This window comes from Micromonospora sp. bgisy143 (genome assembly GCF_057708145.1).
This window is the reverse complement of the sequence record NZ_JBYIRN010000015.1, coordinates 11,859-27,235: the sequence shown is the minus strand read 5'-3', so window position 1 is coordinate 27,235 and position 15,377 is coordinate 11,859. Positions and strand designations below refer to the sequence as shown.

The window sequence follows — 15,377 nt, the reverse complement described above, 5'->3', positions numbered from 1 at the left end:
CGGTCGAAGGGCGTTCGTGACCTGCCCGATAGGGTGTTGCGGTGACCGAGCCCGCGTCCGTCGCCCGCATCGTCGTCCTCGTCTCCGGCTCCGGGAGCAACCTCCAGGCCCTGCTGGACGCCGCCGTCGACCCCGCGTACGGCGCCCAGGTGGTGGCGGTCGGCGCGGACCGCGACGGCATCGCCGGACTGGACCGGGCCGAGGCCGCCGGGGTGCCGACGTTCGTCGAGCGGGTCCGGGACCACGACAGCCGGGAGGACTGGGACCGGGCGCTCACCGCGCACGTCGCCAAGCACCAGCCCGACCTGGTCATCTCCGCCGGGTTCCTCAAACTGGTCGGCCCGCACTTCCTCGCCGCCTTCGGCGACCGTTACCTGAACACGCACAACACGCTGCTGCCGGCGTTTCCCGGCATCCACGGCCCGCGCGACGCCCTCGCCTACGGCGTGAAGCTCACCGGGGCCACCCTGTTCTTCGTCGACGCCGGCATGGACACCGGGCCGATCGTGGCGCAGGTCGCGGTGCCGGTGCTCGACGACGACGACGTGGACACCCTCACCGAACGCATCAAGGAAGCCGAGCGCCGCCAGCTCGTCGAGCAGGTCGGTCGGCTGGTCCGCGAAGGCTGGACCATCACCGGAAGGAAGGTCACGGTTCCGTGAGTCCCACTCAGGACGGGCGTCGCCCGATTCGGCGGGCGCTGGTCAGCGTCTACGACAAGACCGGTCTGGTCGAGCTGGCCCAGGCCCTGCACGCGGCCGGCGTCGAGATCGTGTCCACCGGCAGCACGGCGGGCACCATCGCCGCCGCCGGGGTGCCGGTGACGCCGGTGGAGACGGTGACCGGTTTTCCCGAGGTGCTCGACGGGCGGGTGAAGACGCTGCACCCGAAGGTGCACGCGGGCCTGCTCGCCGACCTGCGCAAGGACACCCACGTCGCACAGCTCGACGAGCTGGGGGTGGCCGCGTTCGACCTGCTGGTCTCCAACCTCTACCCGTTCCAGGCGACCGTCGCCTCCGGGGCCGGCGTCGAGGAGTGCGTGGAGCAGATCGACATCGGCGGCCCGGCCATGGTGCGCGCCGCCGCCAAGAACCACGCCTCGGTCGCCGTGCTCACCGACCCGGCCGGCTACCCGGCGCTGCTCGGCGCTCTCGACGAGGGTGGCTTCACGCTGGCCCAGCGTCGCGCGCTGGCGGCACGCGCGTTCGCCGACATCGCCGAGTACGACGTGGCGGTCGCCCAGTGGTGTGCCCGGGAGCTGGCCCCGGCCGACGACACCTGGCCGGCGTTCGCCGGTTCGGCGCTGCGCAAGTCGACCGTGCTGCGGTACGGCGAGAACCCGCACCAGCCCGCCGCGCTCTACACCGACCCGGACGCCCCGGCGGGGCTGGCCCAGGCCGAGCAGTTGCACGGCAAGGAGATGTCGTACAACAACTACGTCGACGCGGACGCCGCCTGGCGGGCCGCCAACGACTTCGCCGACCAGCCGGCCGTGGCGATCATCAAGCACGCCAACCCGTGCGGCATCGCGGTCGGCGTCGACGTGGCCGAGGCGCACCGCCGGGCGCACGCCTGCGACCCGGTGTCGGCGTTCGGTGGCGTGATCGCGGTCAACCGTTCGGTCTCGGTCGAGATGGCCCGGCAGGTGGCGGAGATCTTCACCGAGGTGGTGGTCGCCCCCGGCTTCGACGAGGGCGCGGTCGAGGTGTTGCAGGGCAAGAAGAACATCCGGCTGCTGCGCGCGCCCGCCTGGACCCCGGCGAGGATCGAGTGGCGGCCGGTGACCGGTGGCGTGCTGACCCAGGTCGCCGACCGGGTGGACGCCCCCGGCGACGACCCGGCGAACTGGCAGTTGGCGACCGGCGAGGCCGCCGACGAGGAGTTGCTGCGCGACCTGGCGTTCGCCTGGCGGGCGGTGCGCGCGGTGAAGAGCAACGCGATCCTGCTCGCCAAGGACGGCGCGACCGTCGGGGTGGGCATGGGTCAGGTCAACCGGGTCGACTCGGCGCAGCTCGCGGTGAGCCGCGCCGGCGCCGACCGGGCCCGTGGCTCGGTGGCCGCCTCGGACGCGTTCTTCCCGTTCGCCGACGGCCCGCAGATCCTCATCGACGCGGGCGTCCGCGCCATCGTCCAGCCCGGCGGCTCCATCCGCGACGAAGAGGTCATCGAAGCGGCCCGAAAGGCCAACGTGACGATGTACCTGACCGGAACCCGCCACTTCTTCCACTGACCCCCGCGCCTCGACACCTCGTCGATCATGAAGTTGTTGCCCTGACACGCCGATGTGCAGGGCAACAACTTCATGATCAACGGGGGGGTCAGGCCGTGGTGGGGGAGCGGAGTTCGGCGAAGTGGCAGGCGGAGGGGTGCGGGTCCGCTGCTCTCGGGACCGTTGCCGGGTCCTCGACGGCGCAGATCTCCTGGGCCTTCCAGCAGCGGGTCCGGAAGTGGCAGCCGCTCGGCGGGTCGGCCGGGCTGGGCACGTCGCCGACCAGCCGGATCATGGTGCGTTGGTCGCGTACCTCCGGGTCCGGCACCGGCACGGCCGACAGCAGGGCCTGGGTGTACGGGTGGGTGGCCCGCTCGTAGATCTCGTCCTCGGTGCCGATCTCGACGATCCGCCCGAGGTACATGACCGCGACCCGGTCGGCGATGTGCCGCACCACGGACAGGTCGTGGGCGATGAAGATGTACGAGAGCCCGAACTCCTCCTGGAGCTGCTCCAGCAGGTTGATCACCTGGGCCTGGATGGAGACATCGAGCGCCGAGACGGGCTCGTCGCAGACGATCACCTCGGGTCGCAGCGCGAGCGCCCGGGCGATGCCGATGCGCTGGCGCTGACCGCCGGAGAACTGGTGCGGGTACCGGTTGATGTGCTCCGGGTTCAGGCCGACGACGTCCAGCAGCTCCTGGACCCGCTTGGCCTTGCTGCCCTTCGGGGCGGCGTCCGGGTGGATCTCGAACGGTTCGCCGATGATGTCGCCGACGGTCATCCGCGGGTTCAACGACGTGTACGGGTCCTGCATGACCATCTGCATGTTCCGGCGCAGCCGGCGCAGCTCCGACCCGGAGGCCTTGAACAGGTCCCTGCCCTCCAGGGTGGCGCTCCCGGAGGTCGGCGTCTCCAGCCGCATGAGCAGCCGGGCGAGGGTGGACTTGCCGCAGCCGGACTCGCCGACCACGCCCAGCGTCTCGCCCCGGCGCAGCTCGAAGCTCACGCCGTCGACGGCCTTGACCGCGCCGATCTGCCGCTGGAACAGCACACCCTGACTGATCGGGAAGTGCTTCACCAGGTTGTCGACGGAGAGGATGGTCTCGCCCCGGACCTTGCCGGAGCTAGCGGGCGCTGTCATCACGGACCTCCTGCGCGAAGTGGCAAGCGCTGGTCCGGCCGTCGCCGAGGACCAGGTCGTGCGGCACCACATCCACGCAGACCTGCTGCGCGTACGGGCACCGGGGGTGGAAGGGGCAGCCGGAGGGGATGCGCATCAGGTTCGGGGGCAACCCCTTGATCGTCGACAGTTCCTGGCCGCGGACGTCCAGGCGGGGGATCGATTCCAGCAAACCCTTGGTGTACGGGTGGGCCGGCGCCTTGTACAGCGAGCGGACGTCGGCGTGCTCGACGATGCGGCCCGCGTACATGACCGCGATCCGGTCCGCGACACCGGCGACCACCCCGAGGTCGTGGGTGATCAGGATCATCGCCATGTTGAGGTCCCGGCGCAGGTCGGCGAGCAGGTCCATGATCTGGGCCTGCACGGTGACGTCGAGCGCGGTGGTGGGCTCGTCGGCGATCAACACCTTCGGGTCGAGCGCCAGCGCCATCGCGATCATGACGCGCTGCCGCATACCGCCGGAGAACTGGTGCGGGTAGTCACCGATCCGCTTGGCGGCGCCGGGGATCTTCACCAGGTCCATCAGCTCGATGGCGCGCCGACGGGCGTCGCCCCGGGACATGCCGGAACGCTGGCGCAGCGTCTCGCCGATCTGCCAGCCGACCGGGAACACCGGGTTGAGGGCGGACAGCGCGTCCTGGAAGATCATCGCGATCTCCTTGCCGCGGACCTGCCGGCGCTGCTCCTCGGAGGCGCTGAGCAGGTCCTGACCCTGGTAGAGGATCTGGCCGGAGCGGACGAACGCGGGCGGGGTGTCCAGGATGCCCATGATCGCCTGGGCGGTGACCGACTTGCCGGAGCCGGACTCACCGAGCACGGCGAGCGTCTCCCCGGCGTCCAGGTGGTACGACACGCCATTGATCACCCGGGCCACACCCTCGTTGGTCCGGAACTCGACGTGCAGGTCCCGCAGTTCCAGCAGGTGGCCGCCCTCGGGCGTGGCGGAGGCGGGCGTGGGTTCGACGGTCATGAGGAAGTCACCGCAGCTTCGGGTCGAAGGCGTCACGGATCGCGTCGCCGAGCATGATGAACGCCAGCACGGTCAGCGCGAGGAAGGCCGACGGGACGATCAGCGGCGTCGCCGCCTCCCGCATGTGGATCCGGCCGGTGTCGATGTCCTGCCCCCAGGAGATGGTCGGCGCCTTCAGGCCGATGCCCAGGAAGGAGAGCGTGGCCTCGGCGGCGATGAACGATCCGAGCGCGATGGTCAGCACGACGATGGCCGGGGCCAGCGAGTTCGGCAGGATGTGCCGCCACATGATCCGGCCGTTGCCGGCGCCCAGCATCCGGGCCGCGGCGACGTAGTCCTGCTCCTTGGCGGTGATCACCGAGGAGCGCACCACCCGGGCGGCGGTGGTCCAGCCCAGGATGGCCAGCACGAAGATCACGGCCGCGATCCGGGCGTTCTCGCTGTCGCTGGACACCCGCTTGAGCAGCACGATCGCGGCCAGCAGCAGCGGAATGCCGAGCACCACGTCGATCACCCGCGAGAGCACGGCGTCGACCCAGCGCCCGAAGTAGCCGGCCAGCATGCCGACGATCAGCGCGATGATGCCGGTGCCGAGCGCGGCGAGCGCGCCGACCAGCAGCGACGCCCGCGTGCCGTAGACCGCCCGGGAGTACGTGTCGCAGCCCTGGAAGTCGTACCCGAAGATCGCCCCGCCGGACGGCCCGGCGTGCTGGCGGGAGAGCAGACAGTCGTTCGGGCTGTTGGCGGTGAACACCCCGGGGGCGATCGCCATCAGGGTGAAGACGACGACGAGCGCCAGCGAGATCCAGAAGATCGGGTTGCGGCGCAGGTCGCGCCACGCGTCCCCGGCCAGGCTGCGCGGCTTCTGCGGCGCGCCGACCTGGTTGGGGGTGCCCGGCTCGCCCGAGGGGCCACGCCGCGCGGCCTGGTTCTCGGTGGCCGCCACAGTTTCGAAGTCACTCATAGCGGATCCTCGGGTCGAGTACGGCGTACAGGACGTCCACCACCAGGTTCGAGATCAGGTAGACCACGACGAGCACGCTGACGATGCCCACCACCAGGGGGCCGTCCTCGGTGCGGATGCCGCGGAAGAGGTTGAAGCCCACGCCGGGGATGTTGAAGACGCCCTCGGTGATGATCGCGCCGCTCATCAGGTTGCCCAGCTCCACGCCGAGGAAGGTGACCACCGGGATGAGCGAGTTGCGCAGCACGTGGACGGTGACGATGCGGCGCTTGACCAGGCCCTTGGACCGGGCGGTCCGGACGTAGTCGGCGCGCAGATTCTCGGCCACCGAGGTACGGGTCAGCCGCAGCGCGGTGGCCAGCGACAGCGAGCCGAGGACGATGCCCGGCAACAGCAGCGCGTAGAACGTCGGCTGGGAACCGGCGGTGGGCGGGAAGAGCTGCCATTTGACGCCCAGCAGGTACTGGGCGAGCGGCGCCAGCACGATGGTCGGGATGCCCAGCACCAGCAGGGTCAGCACCAGGGTCGAGTTGTCGAAGATGCTGGCCCGCCGGATGCCGGCGACCACGCCGGCGGTGACCCCGAAGATGATCGCCACGGCGAGCGCGATGAGCGCGAGCTTGAGGGTGACCGGCCAGGCCGCCTGGAGGATGTCGCCGATACTGCGCCCGGTCAGCGACTGGCCGAGGTCACCCTGGAGCAGGCTCTTGACGTAGTCGAAGTAGCGGTAGAAGAAACCACCGACGCCGGTCGCGTCGAGGTGGTACTTCTCCGTCAGGTAGGCCCGCTGGGCCTCGGTCACCGGGCGTTCGCCCGCGAGGGCCTGGATGGGGTCGCCCTGGCCGGCGAACATCAGCGCGTAGACGATCAGGGTGGTCCCGAAGAACGCAAGGACCATCTGGAGTAGGCGCCGCAGGATGTAGCGGAACATGCTTAGCAGTCTCTCCGGAAATGTGCGAAAGGGTCGCAGGACGGCATCTCTGGTCGTACCCGAAATATCCGAGACGTGCCGTCCGGCCCGGGGGAGGCCGGCGCCACCGGTGTTCCGGGCCCCTGGCGGGCCCGGCCGGGACAGCGCGGTCCGGGCCACCCGGGCGTCGTCGCCCGGGTGGCCCGAATCCCTTGGTCAGCTCAGCTGGCCGCTTCGATCTTGACCAGGTTGACCCGCTGGAACAGGTCCATCTGCACGTTCTTGACCTTGGACGAGTGGCCGAAGACGTTCTGGCCGAAGCGCAGCGGGATCACCGGCATGTCCTTGGCCAGGATGTCCTCCGCCTGCTGGTACTTGGCGATCGCCTCGTCCTGCGTCTTGGCGGCGGAACCCTCCTTGACGAGCTTGTCGAACTCCGGGTTGCTGTAGCCGTAGTAGTTCGACGAGCCGTTGGTGCTGTACAGCGGGCCGAGGTAGTCCTCCATGGAGGGGTAGTCCATGACCCAACCCATCCGGAAGGCGCCCACCGGCGTCTTCTTCTCGACCTTGGTCAGCAGGTCGGCGAACTTCGGCTCGGCGACACCGACGGCGTCGACACCCAGGTTGGCCTTGAGCTGGTTGACCGTGGCGTCGACCCAGTCCTTGTGACCGCCGTCGCCGTTGTACGAGATGACGATCTTCGACGGACCGCCGGCGGCCTGGTAGAGCTTCTTGGCCTCGGTCGGGTTGAACTCGCCCACCTTGCCGGTGGTGTCCTCCCGGTAGCCCGGCAGGACCGGCGAGACGAAGGAGCGCGCCGGGGTCTGCGAGCCCTTGAAGACCGACTTGGTGATCTCGTCACGGTCGATCGCCATCGAGATCGCCTTGCGGACGTCCGGGTTGGCGTAGTCCTTGTCGAACGTCGGGAACGCGAGGAACTGGAACGACGACATCGGGCTGGTCTGGTACCGGTTGCCCAGGTCGGTCGGCGCGGTGCTCAGGCTCTCGGTCGGGATCGTCGGCAGCACGTCCAGGTTGTCCGCCAGGACGTCCGCGTAGGCCGCGGTGAGCTGCTGGTAGATCCGGAACTCGATCTCCTTGACCTTGGGCTTCTCGCCCGGGTACGCGTCGTAGCGCTCGACGTCGATCTTGCTGTCGTGCTGCCAGGTGCCCTTCATCTTGAAGGGGCCCTGCCCGATCGGCGCCTGCTCGTAGGAGTCCTTGAGCACGCCCGGGGCCGAGAACGCGGCGTCCGGCATCGGGTAGAACGCGGTGTAACCGAGCATCGTCCGGAAGTCGATGTACGGGTCGGAGAGCGTCACGGTGAAGGTCAGGTCGTCGACCTTCTTCAGGCCGGACATCTCCTTGGCCTTCGGCGTCTTGCCCTGCAGGTCCGCGTAACCAGCGATCTTCTCGAAGAAGAAGTTGCTGTCCTGGCCGTTGGGGGCGTACGCGCCGTAGTTCCACGCGTTGATGTAGTCCTCGGACGTGACCTTCTCGCCGTTGTGGAAGGTGTAGCCGTCCTTCAGCTTGATCGTCCAGACCTTGTTGTCGGACGAGGTGATCGACTGCGCGGCGACCTCGTACGGCTTGTTCTGGGCGTCGTAGTCGACGAGCGGGCTGAACAGGCCGGTGAGGACCTGCGCGCCGGACGTCTCGGTGGTGTTGGTGGGAACCAGGTGCTTCGGCTCGCCGATCTGGATGCTGACGGCCGAACTGCCGCTGCCGCCGGATCCACCGTCTCCGCCGCTGCCGCAGGCCGCGAGGCCCAGCGTCACCGCGAGCGGGAGGGCGGTCCAGGCGGCGAGTCTACGAACTCGCATTGAGCCTCCTCATCTCCTCACGCTGCGCAGTCAGGCCCGACGCTGGGTTTACGCTGCGCAACAAGCGGTAACGGTAGGTCGATTACCGGCCGTCGACAACGGCCCGGTTGCGGGCGCGTAACGGTCCGAGGACACCTTCCTTGCGGGGTGCCGTGCCGCGTGCTAGCCCAAACCGGATGTACGGCGCTGAGCTGCGCGATCGCCGACATGTCCGTCCCTTGCCGGGGTGGATTTGGTGCTGGTTGGCGCCTCATCCGTTATCGGCCGACTACGCGGAGTTCGACCGTTTCTACGGTGAGGATGTCCACAGGGCGTCACGGAGGGTGATGAAGAGCACGTAACTCTTCGTTACCAAATCGGGTGTGACCGGAGCCTCGACGGCCCGCCGGAGCGAGGTCCCGGGAACGGCAGGTGCCGGACATGAGACGATCTGCTCGTGACGGCGACGCTTCTGGACGGCAAGGCGACCGCAGCGGAGATCAAGGACGAGCTGCGGACACGGGTGAAGGCTCTCGCGGAGCGTGGCATCACCCCCGGGCTCGGCACGGTCCTGGTCGGTTCCGACCCGGGTAGCCAGGCGTACGTCAACGGCAAGCACCGTGACTGCGCCGAGGTGGGCATCGCCTCGATCCGCCGGGAACTGCCGGCCGACGCCACCCAACAGCAGGTCGACGACGTGATCGCCGAGCTGAACGCCGACCCGGCGTGCCACGGCTACATCGTCCAGCTGCCGCTCCCCGCCCACCTGGACACCCAGCGGGTGCTGGAGCTGATCGACCCGGACAAGGACGCCGACGGCCTGCACCCGGTCAACCTGGGTCGCCTCGTTCTCGGCTACGACGGTCCGCTGCCCTGCACCCCGCGCGGCATCGTCGAGCTGCTCCGCCGCCACGACGTGGCGCTGCGGGGCGCCACCGTGGCGGTCGTCGGCCGGGGCAACACCGTGGGTCGTCCGCTCGGCCTGCTGCTCACCCGCCGTAGCGAGAACGCCACCGTGACCCTCTGCCACACCGGCACCCTCGACCTCGCCTCGCACACCCGGGCCGCCGACATCGTCATCGTCGCGGCCGGCGTACCCGGGCTGCTGACCGCCGACATGATCAACCCCGGTGCGGTGGTCGTGGACGTCGGCATCACCCGGGTGATCGGTCCCGACGGCAAGGGCCGCTACACCGGGGACGTCGACCCGGAGGTCGCCGAGACGGCCGGCGCGCTCGTCCCGATGCCCGGCGGCGTCGGCCCGATGACCCGCGCCATGCTGCTGACCAACGTGGTGGAGCGCGCCGAGCGCGGCTGATCCGCGCCCGGGGGACGCTGGTGACGTTCGCCCCATCCCGGCGAAGGCCGCCGCCCCTGACCCGATCGGTGCCAGGATGGCTGATACGGTCCGGAAAACCGACTGGTATCAGGGAGTGGGACGACCATGGGTAAGAAGGTCACTGTCGTCGGGGCTGGCTTCTACGGCTCCACCACCGCACAGCGCCTGGCCGAGTACGACGTCTTCGACACCGTAGTGATCACCGACATCGTGGAGGGCAAGCCCGCGGGTCTCGCGCTCGACCTCAACCAGTCGCGGGCCATCGAGGGTTTCGAGACCAAGGTCGTCGGCGTGACCACCGGCCCGAACGGTGAGGGCTACGAGGCCATCGAGGGCTCCGACGTCGTCGTCATCACCGCCGGTCTGCCCCGCAAGCCGGGCATGAGCCGGATGGACCTCCTGGAGACCAACGCCAAGATCGTCCGCCAGGTCGCCGAGAACGTCGCCAAGTACGCCCCGAGCGCCGTCGTCATCGTCGTCTCCAACCCGCTGGACGAGATGACCGCCCTGGCGCAGATCGCCACCCAGTTCCCCAAGAACCGGGTCCTCGGCCAGGCCGGCATGCTCGACACCGCGCGGTTCAGCAACTTCGTCGCCGAGGCGCTGAACGTGCCCGTGGCCTCCGTACGCACCCTGACCCTCGGCTCGCACGGCGACACCATGGTCCCGGTGCCGTCGCAGAGCACCGTCAACGGCAAGCCGCTGCGCGACGCCATGCCGGCCGAGCAGATCGAGGAGCTGGTCGTCAAGACCCGCAACGGCGGTGCCGAGGTCGTCGCGCTGCTCAAGACCGGCTCGGCGTACTACGCCCCGTCCGCCGCCGCCGCCCGGATGGCGAAGGCCGTGGCCGAGGACTCCGGCGACGTCATGCCGGTCTGCGCCTGGGTCGACGGCGAGTACGGCATCTCCGGCGTCTACCTGGGCGTCGAGGCCGAGATCGGCGCCGAGGGCGTCCGTCGGGTGGTCGAGACCGACCTGGACGCCGACGAGCTGGCCAGCCTCAAGGAGGCCGCCGAGGCCGTCCGCGCCAAGCAGAGCGACATCTCCAGCATGTAAGACCCACGAACGCAGAAAGGGCGCGCCGGCTCCGCCGACGCGCCCTTTCGCGCACCCACCCACTCCGCGCCGCCCCGGTGCCCCGCCCCTGCCCCCCGACCCCGGTCCGGCCCCGGTGCCCCCGACCCTGCGCCCCGACCCCGGTGCCCCGCCCCTGCGCCCCGACCCCGGTCCGCCCCCGCGCACCGCCGGGCTCGGCCCCTGGTCCGCCCCCGCGTCGGCCCGCGCACCGGCCGGGCCCACCCCTGCGTCCGGCTTGCCGCGCCCGCCCCATCCCGGTGATCAAGAGGTTCGCGTCACCGAAACCCCGATTCCTGACGCCAACCTCTTGATCACCGGGGCCGACACCGGTGATCACCAGCCGACAGCGGGTCTGCGCGCCGATCCGCGCGTTGATCATGAAGTTAGCGGCGCGACACGCCGCGCCGGAGGGCAATAACTTCATGATCAACGGGGTCGAGGTCGGGGTCGAGGTCGAGGTCGAGGTCGAGGACGGGGTGGGGGGTGAAGGGGGCGGTTAGGTGGGGGGTGGCCAGCAGGGTGGGGGAGTGGGTGCGCAGGGTGGTGACGCGGGAGGCGCGGGCTTCGTCGGGGTCTTCCTCGTGGGCGTACGCCAGGTCGGGGTCGACCAGTTGCACTGCGTGGACCAGCAGGTCGCCGGTGAGCAGTAGGCGCTCGTCGGCCACCGTCACGAGCACCGACTGGTGGCCAGGGGTGTGTCCGGGGGTGGACAGCAGTCGTACCGCTGGGGTGAGGTCCGTGTCGCCGTCGATCACCCGGAGCTGGCCGGCGGCGCGCAACGGCGCGATCAGGCCGGCCGGCAAGTCCGGGTTGAGCGCCTCGGCGGCGGCCACCTCGGCGCGCTGTAGCAGGTAACTCGCGTTCGGGAAGTAGGGGCGGCCGGGTGTGCCGGTGACCGCCCAGCCGATGTGGTCGCTGTGCAGGTGGGTGAGTACCACCGTGTCGACGTCGGCGGGGTCGATGCCGGCGGTGGCCAGTTCGGCGGGTAGCCGACCGGGCACCGGCGCCCAGCTCGCGGCGGGCGCATCGGTCGGGCCGATTCCGGCGTCGACCAGGGTCACCGGCCCGTCGCCGGAGCGGATGGCGAAGCTGCGGAACGGCAGCCACCACTGCCCGTCCGCGGTGACCGACTCGGGGTCGCGGCGGTCGGCTTCCGCCCAGTGCTCGGGCGTGGCCTGCGGAAACGCCTCGTCGCGGGGCTGGAAGAACGCGCCCTCGCCGTCGGTGAGCGCGGTGATCGTGATAGACCCGAAGGTGCGGCTCAGTGGCATCGCGCGATCGTGGCAGGGAACTGCTGTGCCGTGCAGCCCGGTTTCACCGGCCGGCGGAGGCCGGCTGAGGGCTGCCGGCCCAATTGCAGTACGCTCGTACTGCTTGAGCACGTGTCCCCCGAGAGGAGCGCCGGCCGATGGCGAAGATCAAGGTAAACAACCCGGTCGTGGAGCTCGACGGCGACGAGATGACCCGGATCATCTGGAAGCAGATCCGGGAGCAGCTGATCCTGCCCTACCTCGACGTCGACCTGCACTACTACGACCTGTCGATCCAGTACCGCGACGAGACCGACGACCAGGTCACCATTGACGCCGCCAACGCCATCAAGGAGCACGGCGTCGGCGTCAAGTGCGCCACCATCACCCCGGACGAGGCCCGGGTCGAGGAGTTCGGCCTGAAGAAGATGTGGCGGTCGCCCAACGGCACCATCCGCAACATCCTCGGCGGCGTCGTCTTCCGTGAGCCGATCATCATGTCCAACGTGCCGCGCCTGGTCCCCGGCTGGACCAAGCCGATCATCATCGGCCGGCACGCCCACGGTGACCAGTACAAGGCCACCGACTTCGTCGTCCCCGGCCCGGGCACGGTGACCATCACCTACACGCCGGCCGACGGCGGCGAGCCGATGGAGATGGAGGTCGCCAACTTCCCCGGCGGCGGCATCGCCATGGGCATGTACAACTACGACGAGTCGATCCGGGACTTCGCCCGGGCCTCGTTCCGGTACGGCCTGGACCGTAACTACCCGGTCTACATGTCGACCAAGAACACCATCCTCAAGGCGTACGACGGCCGGTTCAAGGACATCTTCGCCGAGGTGTTCGAGTCGGAGTTCAAGGCCGAGTTCGACGCCGCCGGCCTGACCTACGAGCACCGGCTCATCGACGACATGGTCGCCGCCGCGCTCAAGTGGGAGGGCGGGTACGTCTGGGCCTGCAAGAACTACGACGGTGACGTGCAGTCCGACACCGTCGCGCAGGGCTTCGGCTCGCTGGGCCTGATGACCTCGGTGCTGCTCTCCCCGGACGGTCGTACCGTCGAGGCCGAGGCGGCGCACGGCACGGTCACCCGGCACTACCGGCAGTACCAGAAGGGCGAGAAGACCTCGACCAACCCGATCGCGTCGATCTACGCCTGGACCCGGGGCCTGGCCCACCGGGGCAAGCTGGACGGCACCCCGGCGGTCACCGAGTTCGCCAACACCCTGGAGCAGGTCATCGTCGACACCGTCGAGGGCGGCCAGATGACCAAGGACCTCGCGCTGCTCATCTCGCGCGACGCCCCGTGGCTGACCACCGACGAGTTCATGAACGCGCTCGACGAGAACCTGGCCCGCCGGCTCGCCGCCTGATCCGACAGCGTCACCACCGGAGCCCGCCGGCACCCGCCGGCGGGCTCCGCTGTGTCCGGCGGGTGACACGTACGTGGCGTCACCCGGCCTGGCGCGCCTCGTTGACCAGGGTGGACGAGATGCCAGTCGCGTCCGAGAAGGTTGACCGAGGTCGACCGCGGTGTGCGTGCCGATCAGCCAGCCTTCCCGGCTGTGTCGAGCACAGCCAGCCGTCCCTTCCCTGCGGGGGGCCCTGTCCCGGGCCCCCCGCGCCCTGTTCCCCGGCGCTCGCGAGCGAGCTCACGGCCGACGTGCGGCAGCGCCCGGCGCTTGCCGCCGAGCCTCCGGCCGACGTGCGGCGGTTCGGGGGGACGGTCAGGCGGCGCGCAGCAGTTCGGCGGCCCGCTCGGGGGAGATGTCGTTGATGAAGACGCCCATCCCCGACTCGGAACCGGCCAGATACTTCAGCTTGTCCTTGGCCCGCCGGATGCTGAAGAGCTGAAGGTGCAGGTGCCCCAGCTCGCGGTCGATCCGTACCGGTGCCTGGTGCCAGGCCGCGATGTAGGGCATCGGCATGTCGAACAGCCCGTCGAAGCGGCGCAGCAGATCCAGGTAGAGCGGCCCGAAGGCGTCCCGCTCGCTGTCGTCGAGCGCCGGGATGTCCGGCACCACGCGCCGCGGCGCGACGTGCACCTCGAACGGCCAGCGGGCCGCCGCCGGCACGAACGCCGTCCAGTGCTCGTTCTCGGTGACCACCCGGTCGCCGGCCGCGCGTTCGGCGGCCAGCACGTCCGCGTACAGGTTGCCCCCGCCGGTGCGCTCGGCGTGCCGGCGGGCCGCGGCCAGCAACGCCCGGGTGCGCGGCGTCACGAAGGGGTACGCGTAGATCTGCCCGTGCGGGTGGTGCAGCGTGACACCGATCTCCACACCCCGGTTCTCGAAGCAGAAGACCTGCTCCACGCCGGGCAGTTCGCCGAGCACCTCGGTCCGGTCGGCGAGCGCGTCCAGGACGGTACGGACGCGGCGCGGCGGGAGGCTGGTGAAGGAGGCGTTGTGGTCGGAGGTGAAGCAGACCACCTCGCACCGCCCGACGCCTGGTCGGACCGGCGTGAACGGGGTGATCTCGCCGGGCTCGTCGGCGACCCGACCGCTCAACGAGGGAAACCGGTTCTCGAAGACCACCACGTCGTAGTCGCCGGCGGGGATCTCGGTCAGCCGGTCGCCCTCGGACGGGTCGAGCGGGCACTCGTTCGCGGGCGGCAGGAACGTGCGGGTCTGCCGGTGCACGGCCACCGCCACCCACTCGTCGGTCAGCGGGTCGTACCGCAGCTGCGACGCGGGTGGCGGCGGCGGCAGGTCACGGCGGTCCGGCTGGTCGCGGACGGCGTCGTCGTTCTCGTCGAAGTAGATCAGTTCCCGGCCGTCGGCCAGGTTGATCGCGGTGCGCTTCACGGCGCCGTCCCCTCACTCGTCGGCGTGCGCGTCGCGCGGCCCGCCCTCGTCGCCTTAACCATGATCAATTCGCCCACCTGTTCGCCGAGTACCCGTCGCGCGGTCGGAGGCAACGCCTCGTCGCTGACCAGTACGTGGGCTGCCGCCAGGTCGACGATCGAGGAGATACCGACCGTGCCCCACTTCGTGTGGTCGGCGAGCACCACCAGCCGGTCCGCCGCGGCGACGAGCGCCCGGTCGATCTCGGCCTCCATCAGGTTCGGGGTGGTGAAACCGGCCCGCTCGGTGATGCCGTGGACGCCCAGGAAGAGCAGATCGAGGTGCAGCCGGCGAACGGCAGCGACCGCGAGCGGGCCGACCAGCGCGTCCGACGGGGTCCGGACGCCGCCGGTGAGCACCACGGTCTGGTCGGACCGGCCCCCGGCGTGCAGGATCTCGGCCACCGGCAGCGAATTGGTCACCACGGTCAGGCCGGGAACGTCAACCAACCTGCGGGCCAGCTCGGCGGTGGTGGTGCCGGCGCTGAGGGCGACCGCCGCCCCGGGTCGGACCAGCAGCGCCGCCCGGTCCGCGATGGCCGCCTTCTCCGCCGGCTGCCGGACGGACTTGGCGTGAAAGCTCGGCTCGTCGGTCGAGCTGGGGCCGGCCGTGGTCGCCCCGCCGTGCACCTTGGCCAGCAGGCCCCGCTCGTGCAGCGCATCCAGATCGCGCCGGATGGTCATGTCGGAGACGCCGAACTCGGTCGCCAGGTCGGTCACCCGGACACCGCCGGTGGCACGGACCCGGTCCAGGATGGCCGACTGCCGCTGCCGTGCGAGCATCCGCCGTGCCTCCCAGGGGTCCACGTACTCTCACGCGGTCGA

13 protein-coding genes are annotated in these 15,377 nt (G+C 70.2%); 5 read left to right on the top strand and 8 right to left on the bottom strand.

What is annotated here, in order from left to right; genetic code table 11:
- Nucleotides 1-41: 41 nt before the first annotated feature.
- Together purN and purH are read left to right on the top strand one after the other, a co-directional pair.
- A complete protein-coding gene (gene purN / locus AC3EN4_RS18380; protein WP_421473123.1) occupies nucleotides 42-662 on the top strand; it encodes a phosphoribosylglycinamide formyltransferase in 621 nt (206 codons plus the stop codon).
- Nucleotides 659-2,230 (top strand): bifunctional phosphoribosylaminoimidazolecarboxamide formyltransferase/IMP cyclohydrolase, encoded by a 1,572-nt coding sequence (gene purH, locus AC3EN4_RS18375; RefSeq protein ID WP_435207085.1) that lies wholly within the window; start codon nucleotides 659-661, stop codon nucleotides 2,228-2,230. Before purN ends, purH begins: the two co-directional genes overlap by 4 nt.
- Before the next feature lie 88 nt (nucleotides 2,231-2,318).
- Here purH and AC3EN4_RS18370 read toward each other — a convergent pair whose 3' ends face one another.
- From AC3EN4_RS18370 to AC3EN4_RS18350, 5 genes are all read right to left on the bottom strand, one after another.
- Nucleotides 2,319-3,353, bottom strand: coding sequence for an ABC transporter ATP-binding protein (locus AC3EN4_RS18370; RefSeq protein WP_435207084.1), 1,035 nt, complete (start codon nucleotides 3,351-3,353; stop codon nucleotides 2,319-2,321).
- Nucleotides 3,337-4,365 (bottom strand): ABC transporter ATP-binding protein, encoded by a 1,029-nt coding sequence (locus AC3EN4_RS18365; RefSeq protein ID WP_435207083.1) that lies wholly within the window; start codon nucleotides 4,363-4,365, stop codon nucleotides 3,337-3,339. The genes AC3EN4_RS18370 and AC3EN4_RS18365 overlap by 17 nt, the downstream gene beginning before the upstream one ends.
- Nucleotides 4,366-4,372: 7 nt before the next feature.
- On the bottom strand, nucleotides 4,373-5,329 hold the full coding sequence (locus tag AC3EN4_RS18360) for an ABC transporter permease (protein WP_435207082.1): 957 nt from the start codon (nucleotides 5,327-5,329) through the stop codon (nucleotides 4,373-4,375).
- Nucleotides 5,322-6,260, bottom strand: coding sequence for an ABC transporter permease (locus AC3EN4_RS18355; RefSeq protein WP_435207081.1), 939 nt, complete (start codon nucleotides 6,258-6,260; stop codon nucleotides 5,322-5,324). Before AC3EN4_RS18355 ends, AC3EN4_RS18360 begins: the two co-directional genes overlap by 8 nt.
- Before the next feature lie 200 nt (nucleotides 6,261-6,460).
- Entirely contained in the window at nucleotides 6,461-8,062 is a 1,602-nt protein-coding gene (locus tag AC3EN4_RS18350; protein WP_435207080.1) for a peptide ABC transporter substrate-binding protein, read from the bottom strand.
- Nucleotides 8,063-8,498: 436 nt separating this feature from the next.
- Here AC3EN4_RS18350 and AC3EN4_RS18345 point away from each other — a divergent pair, with 436 nt between their 5' ends.
- Entirely contained in the window at nucleotides 8,499-9,359 is an 861-nt protein-coding gene (locus AC3EN4_RS18345; protein ID WP_435207079.1) for a bifunctional methylenetetrahydrofolate dehydrogenase/methenyltetrahydrofolate cyclohydrolase, read from the top strand.
- 126 nt (nucleotides 9,360-9,485) lie between these two features.
- Nucleotides 9,486-10,436, top strand: coding sequence for a malate dehydrogenase (locus AC3EN4_RS18340; protein ID WP_435207078.1), 951 nt, complete (start codon nucleotides 9,486-9,488; stop codon nucleotides 10,434-10,436).
- A gap of 404 nt (nucleotides 10,437-10,840) precedes the next feature.
- On the opposite strand, the gene AC3EN4_RS18335 is transcribed toward AC3EN4_RS18340, so the two are convergent.
- Complete coding sequence (locus tag AC3EN4_RS18335; protein WP_435207077.1) at nucleotides 10,841-11,728, bottom strand: MBL fold metallo-hydrolase; 888 nt, start codon at nucleotides 11,726-11,728, stop codon at nucleotides 10,841-10,843.
- 137 nt (nucleotides 11,729-11,865) lie between these two features.
- On the opposite strand from AC3EN4_RS18335, the gene AC3EN4_RS18330 reads away from it, so the two are divergent.
- Nucleotides 11,866-13,083 carry an NADP-dependent isocitrate dehydrogenase gene (locus tag AC3EN4_RS18330; RefSeq protein ID WP_422736865.1) on the top strand — a complete coding sequence of 406 codons (1,218 nt, stop codon included), beginning with the start codon at nucleotides 11,866-11,868 and terminating at the stop codon, nucleotides 13,081-13,083.
- A gap of 354 nt (nucleotides 13,084-13,437) precedes the next feature.
- Here the strand turns inward: AC3EN4_RS18330 and galT are convergent, their stop codons facing one another.
- Entirely contained in the window at nucleotides 13,438-14,514 is a 1,077-nt protein-coding gene (galT, locus tag AC3EN4_RS18325; protein ID WP_422736864.1) for a galactose-1-phosphate uridylyltransferase, read from the bottom strand.
- Complete coding sequence (locus AC3EN4_RS18320) at nucleotides 14,511-15,335, bottom strand: DeoR/GlpR family DNA-binding transcription regulator (protein WP_435207076.1); 825 nt, start codon at nucleotides 15,333-15,335, stop codon at nucleotides 14,511-14,513. The genes galT and AC3EN4_RS18320 overlap by 4 nt, the downstream gene beginning before the upstream one ends.
- Nucleotides 15,336-15,377: the final 42 nt, after the last annotated feature.

Coding starts and splice junctions, on each gene's coding strand:
- AC3EN4_RS18350 (WP_435207080.1), bottom strand. CDS start 8,062: ATGCGAGTTCGTAGACTCGCCGCCTGGACCGCCCTCCCGCTCGCGGTG.
- AC3EN4_RS18320 (WP_435207076.1), bottom strand. CDS start 15,335: ATGCTCGCACGGCAGCGGCAGTCGGCCATCCTGGACCGGGTCCGTGCC.
- AC3EN4_RS18355 (WP_435207081.1), bottom strand. CDS start 6,260: ATGTTCCGCTACATCCTGCGGCGCCTACTCCAGATGGTCCTTGCGTTC.
- AC3EN4_RS18330 (WP_422736865.1), top strand. CDS start 11,866: ATGGCGAAGATCAAGGTAAACAACCCGGTCGTGGAGCTCGACGGCGAC.
- AC3EN4_RS18340 (WP_435207078.1), top strand. CDS start 9,486: ATGGGTAAGAAGGTCACTGTCGTCGGGGCTGGCTTCTACGGCTCCACC.
- AC3EN4_RS18360 (WP_435207082.1), bottom strand. CDS start 5,329: ATGAGTGACTTCGAAACTGTGGCGGCCACCGAGAACCAGGCCGCGCGG.
- AC3EN4_RS18335 (WP_435207077.1), bottom strand. CDS start 11,728: ATGCCACTGAGCCGCACCTTCGGGTCTATCACGATCACCGCGCTCACC.
- AC3EN4_RS18370 (WP_435207084.1), bottom strand. CDS start 3,353: ATGACAGCGCCCGCTAGCTCCGGCAAGGTCCGGGGCGAGACCATCCTC.
- AC3EN4_RS18365 (WP_435207083.1), bottom strand. CDS start 4,365: ATGACCGTCGAACCCACGCCCGCCTCCGCCACGCCCGAGGGCGGCCAC.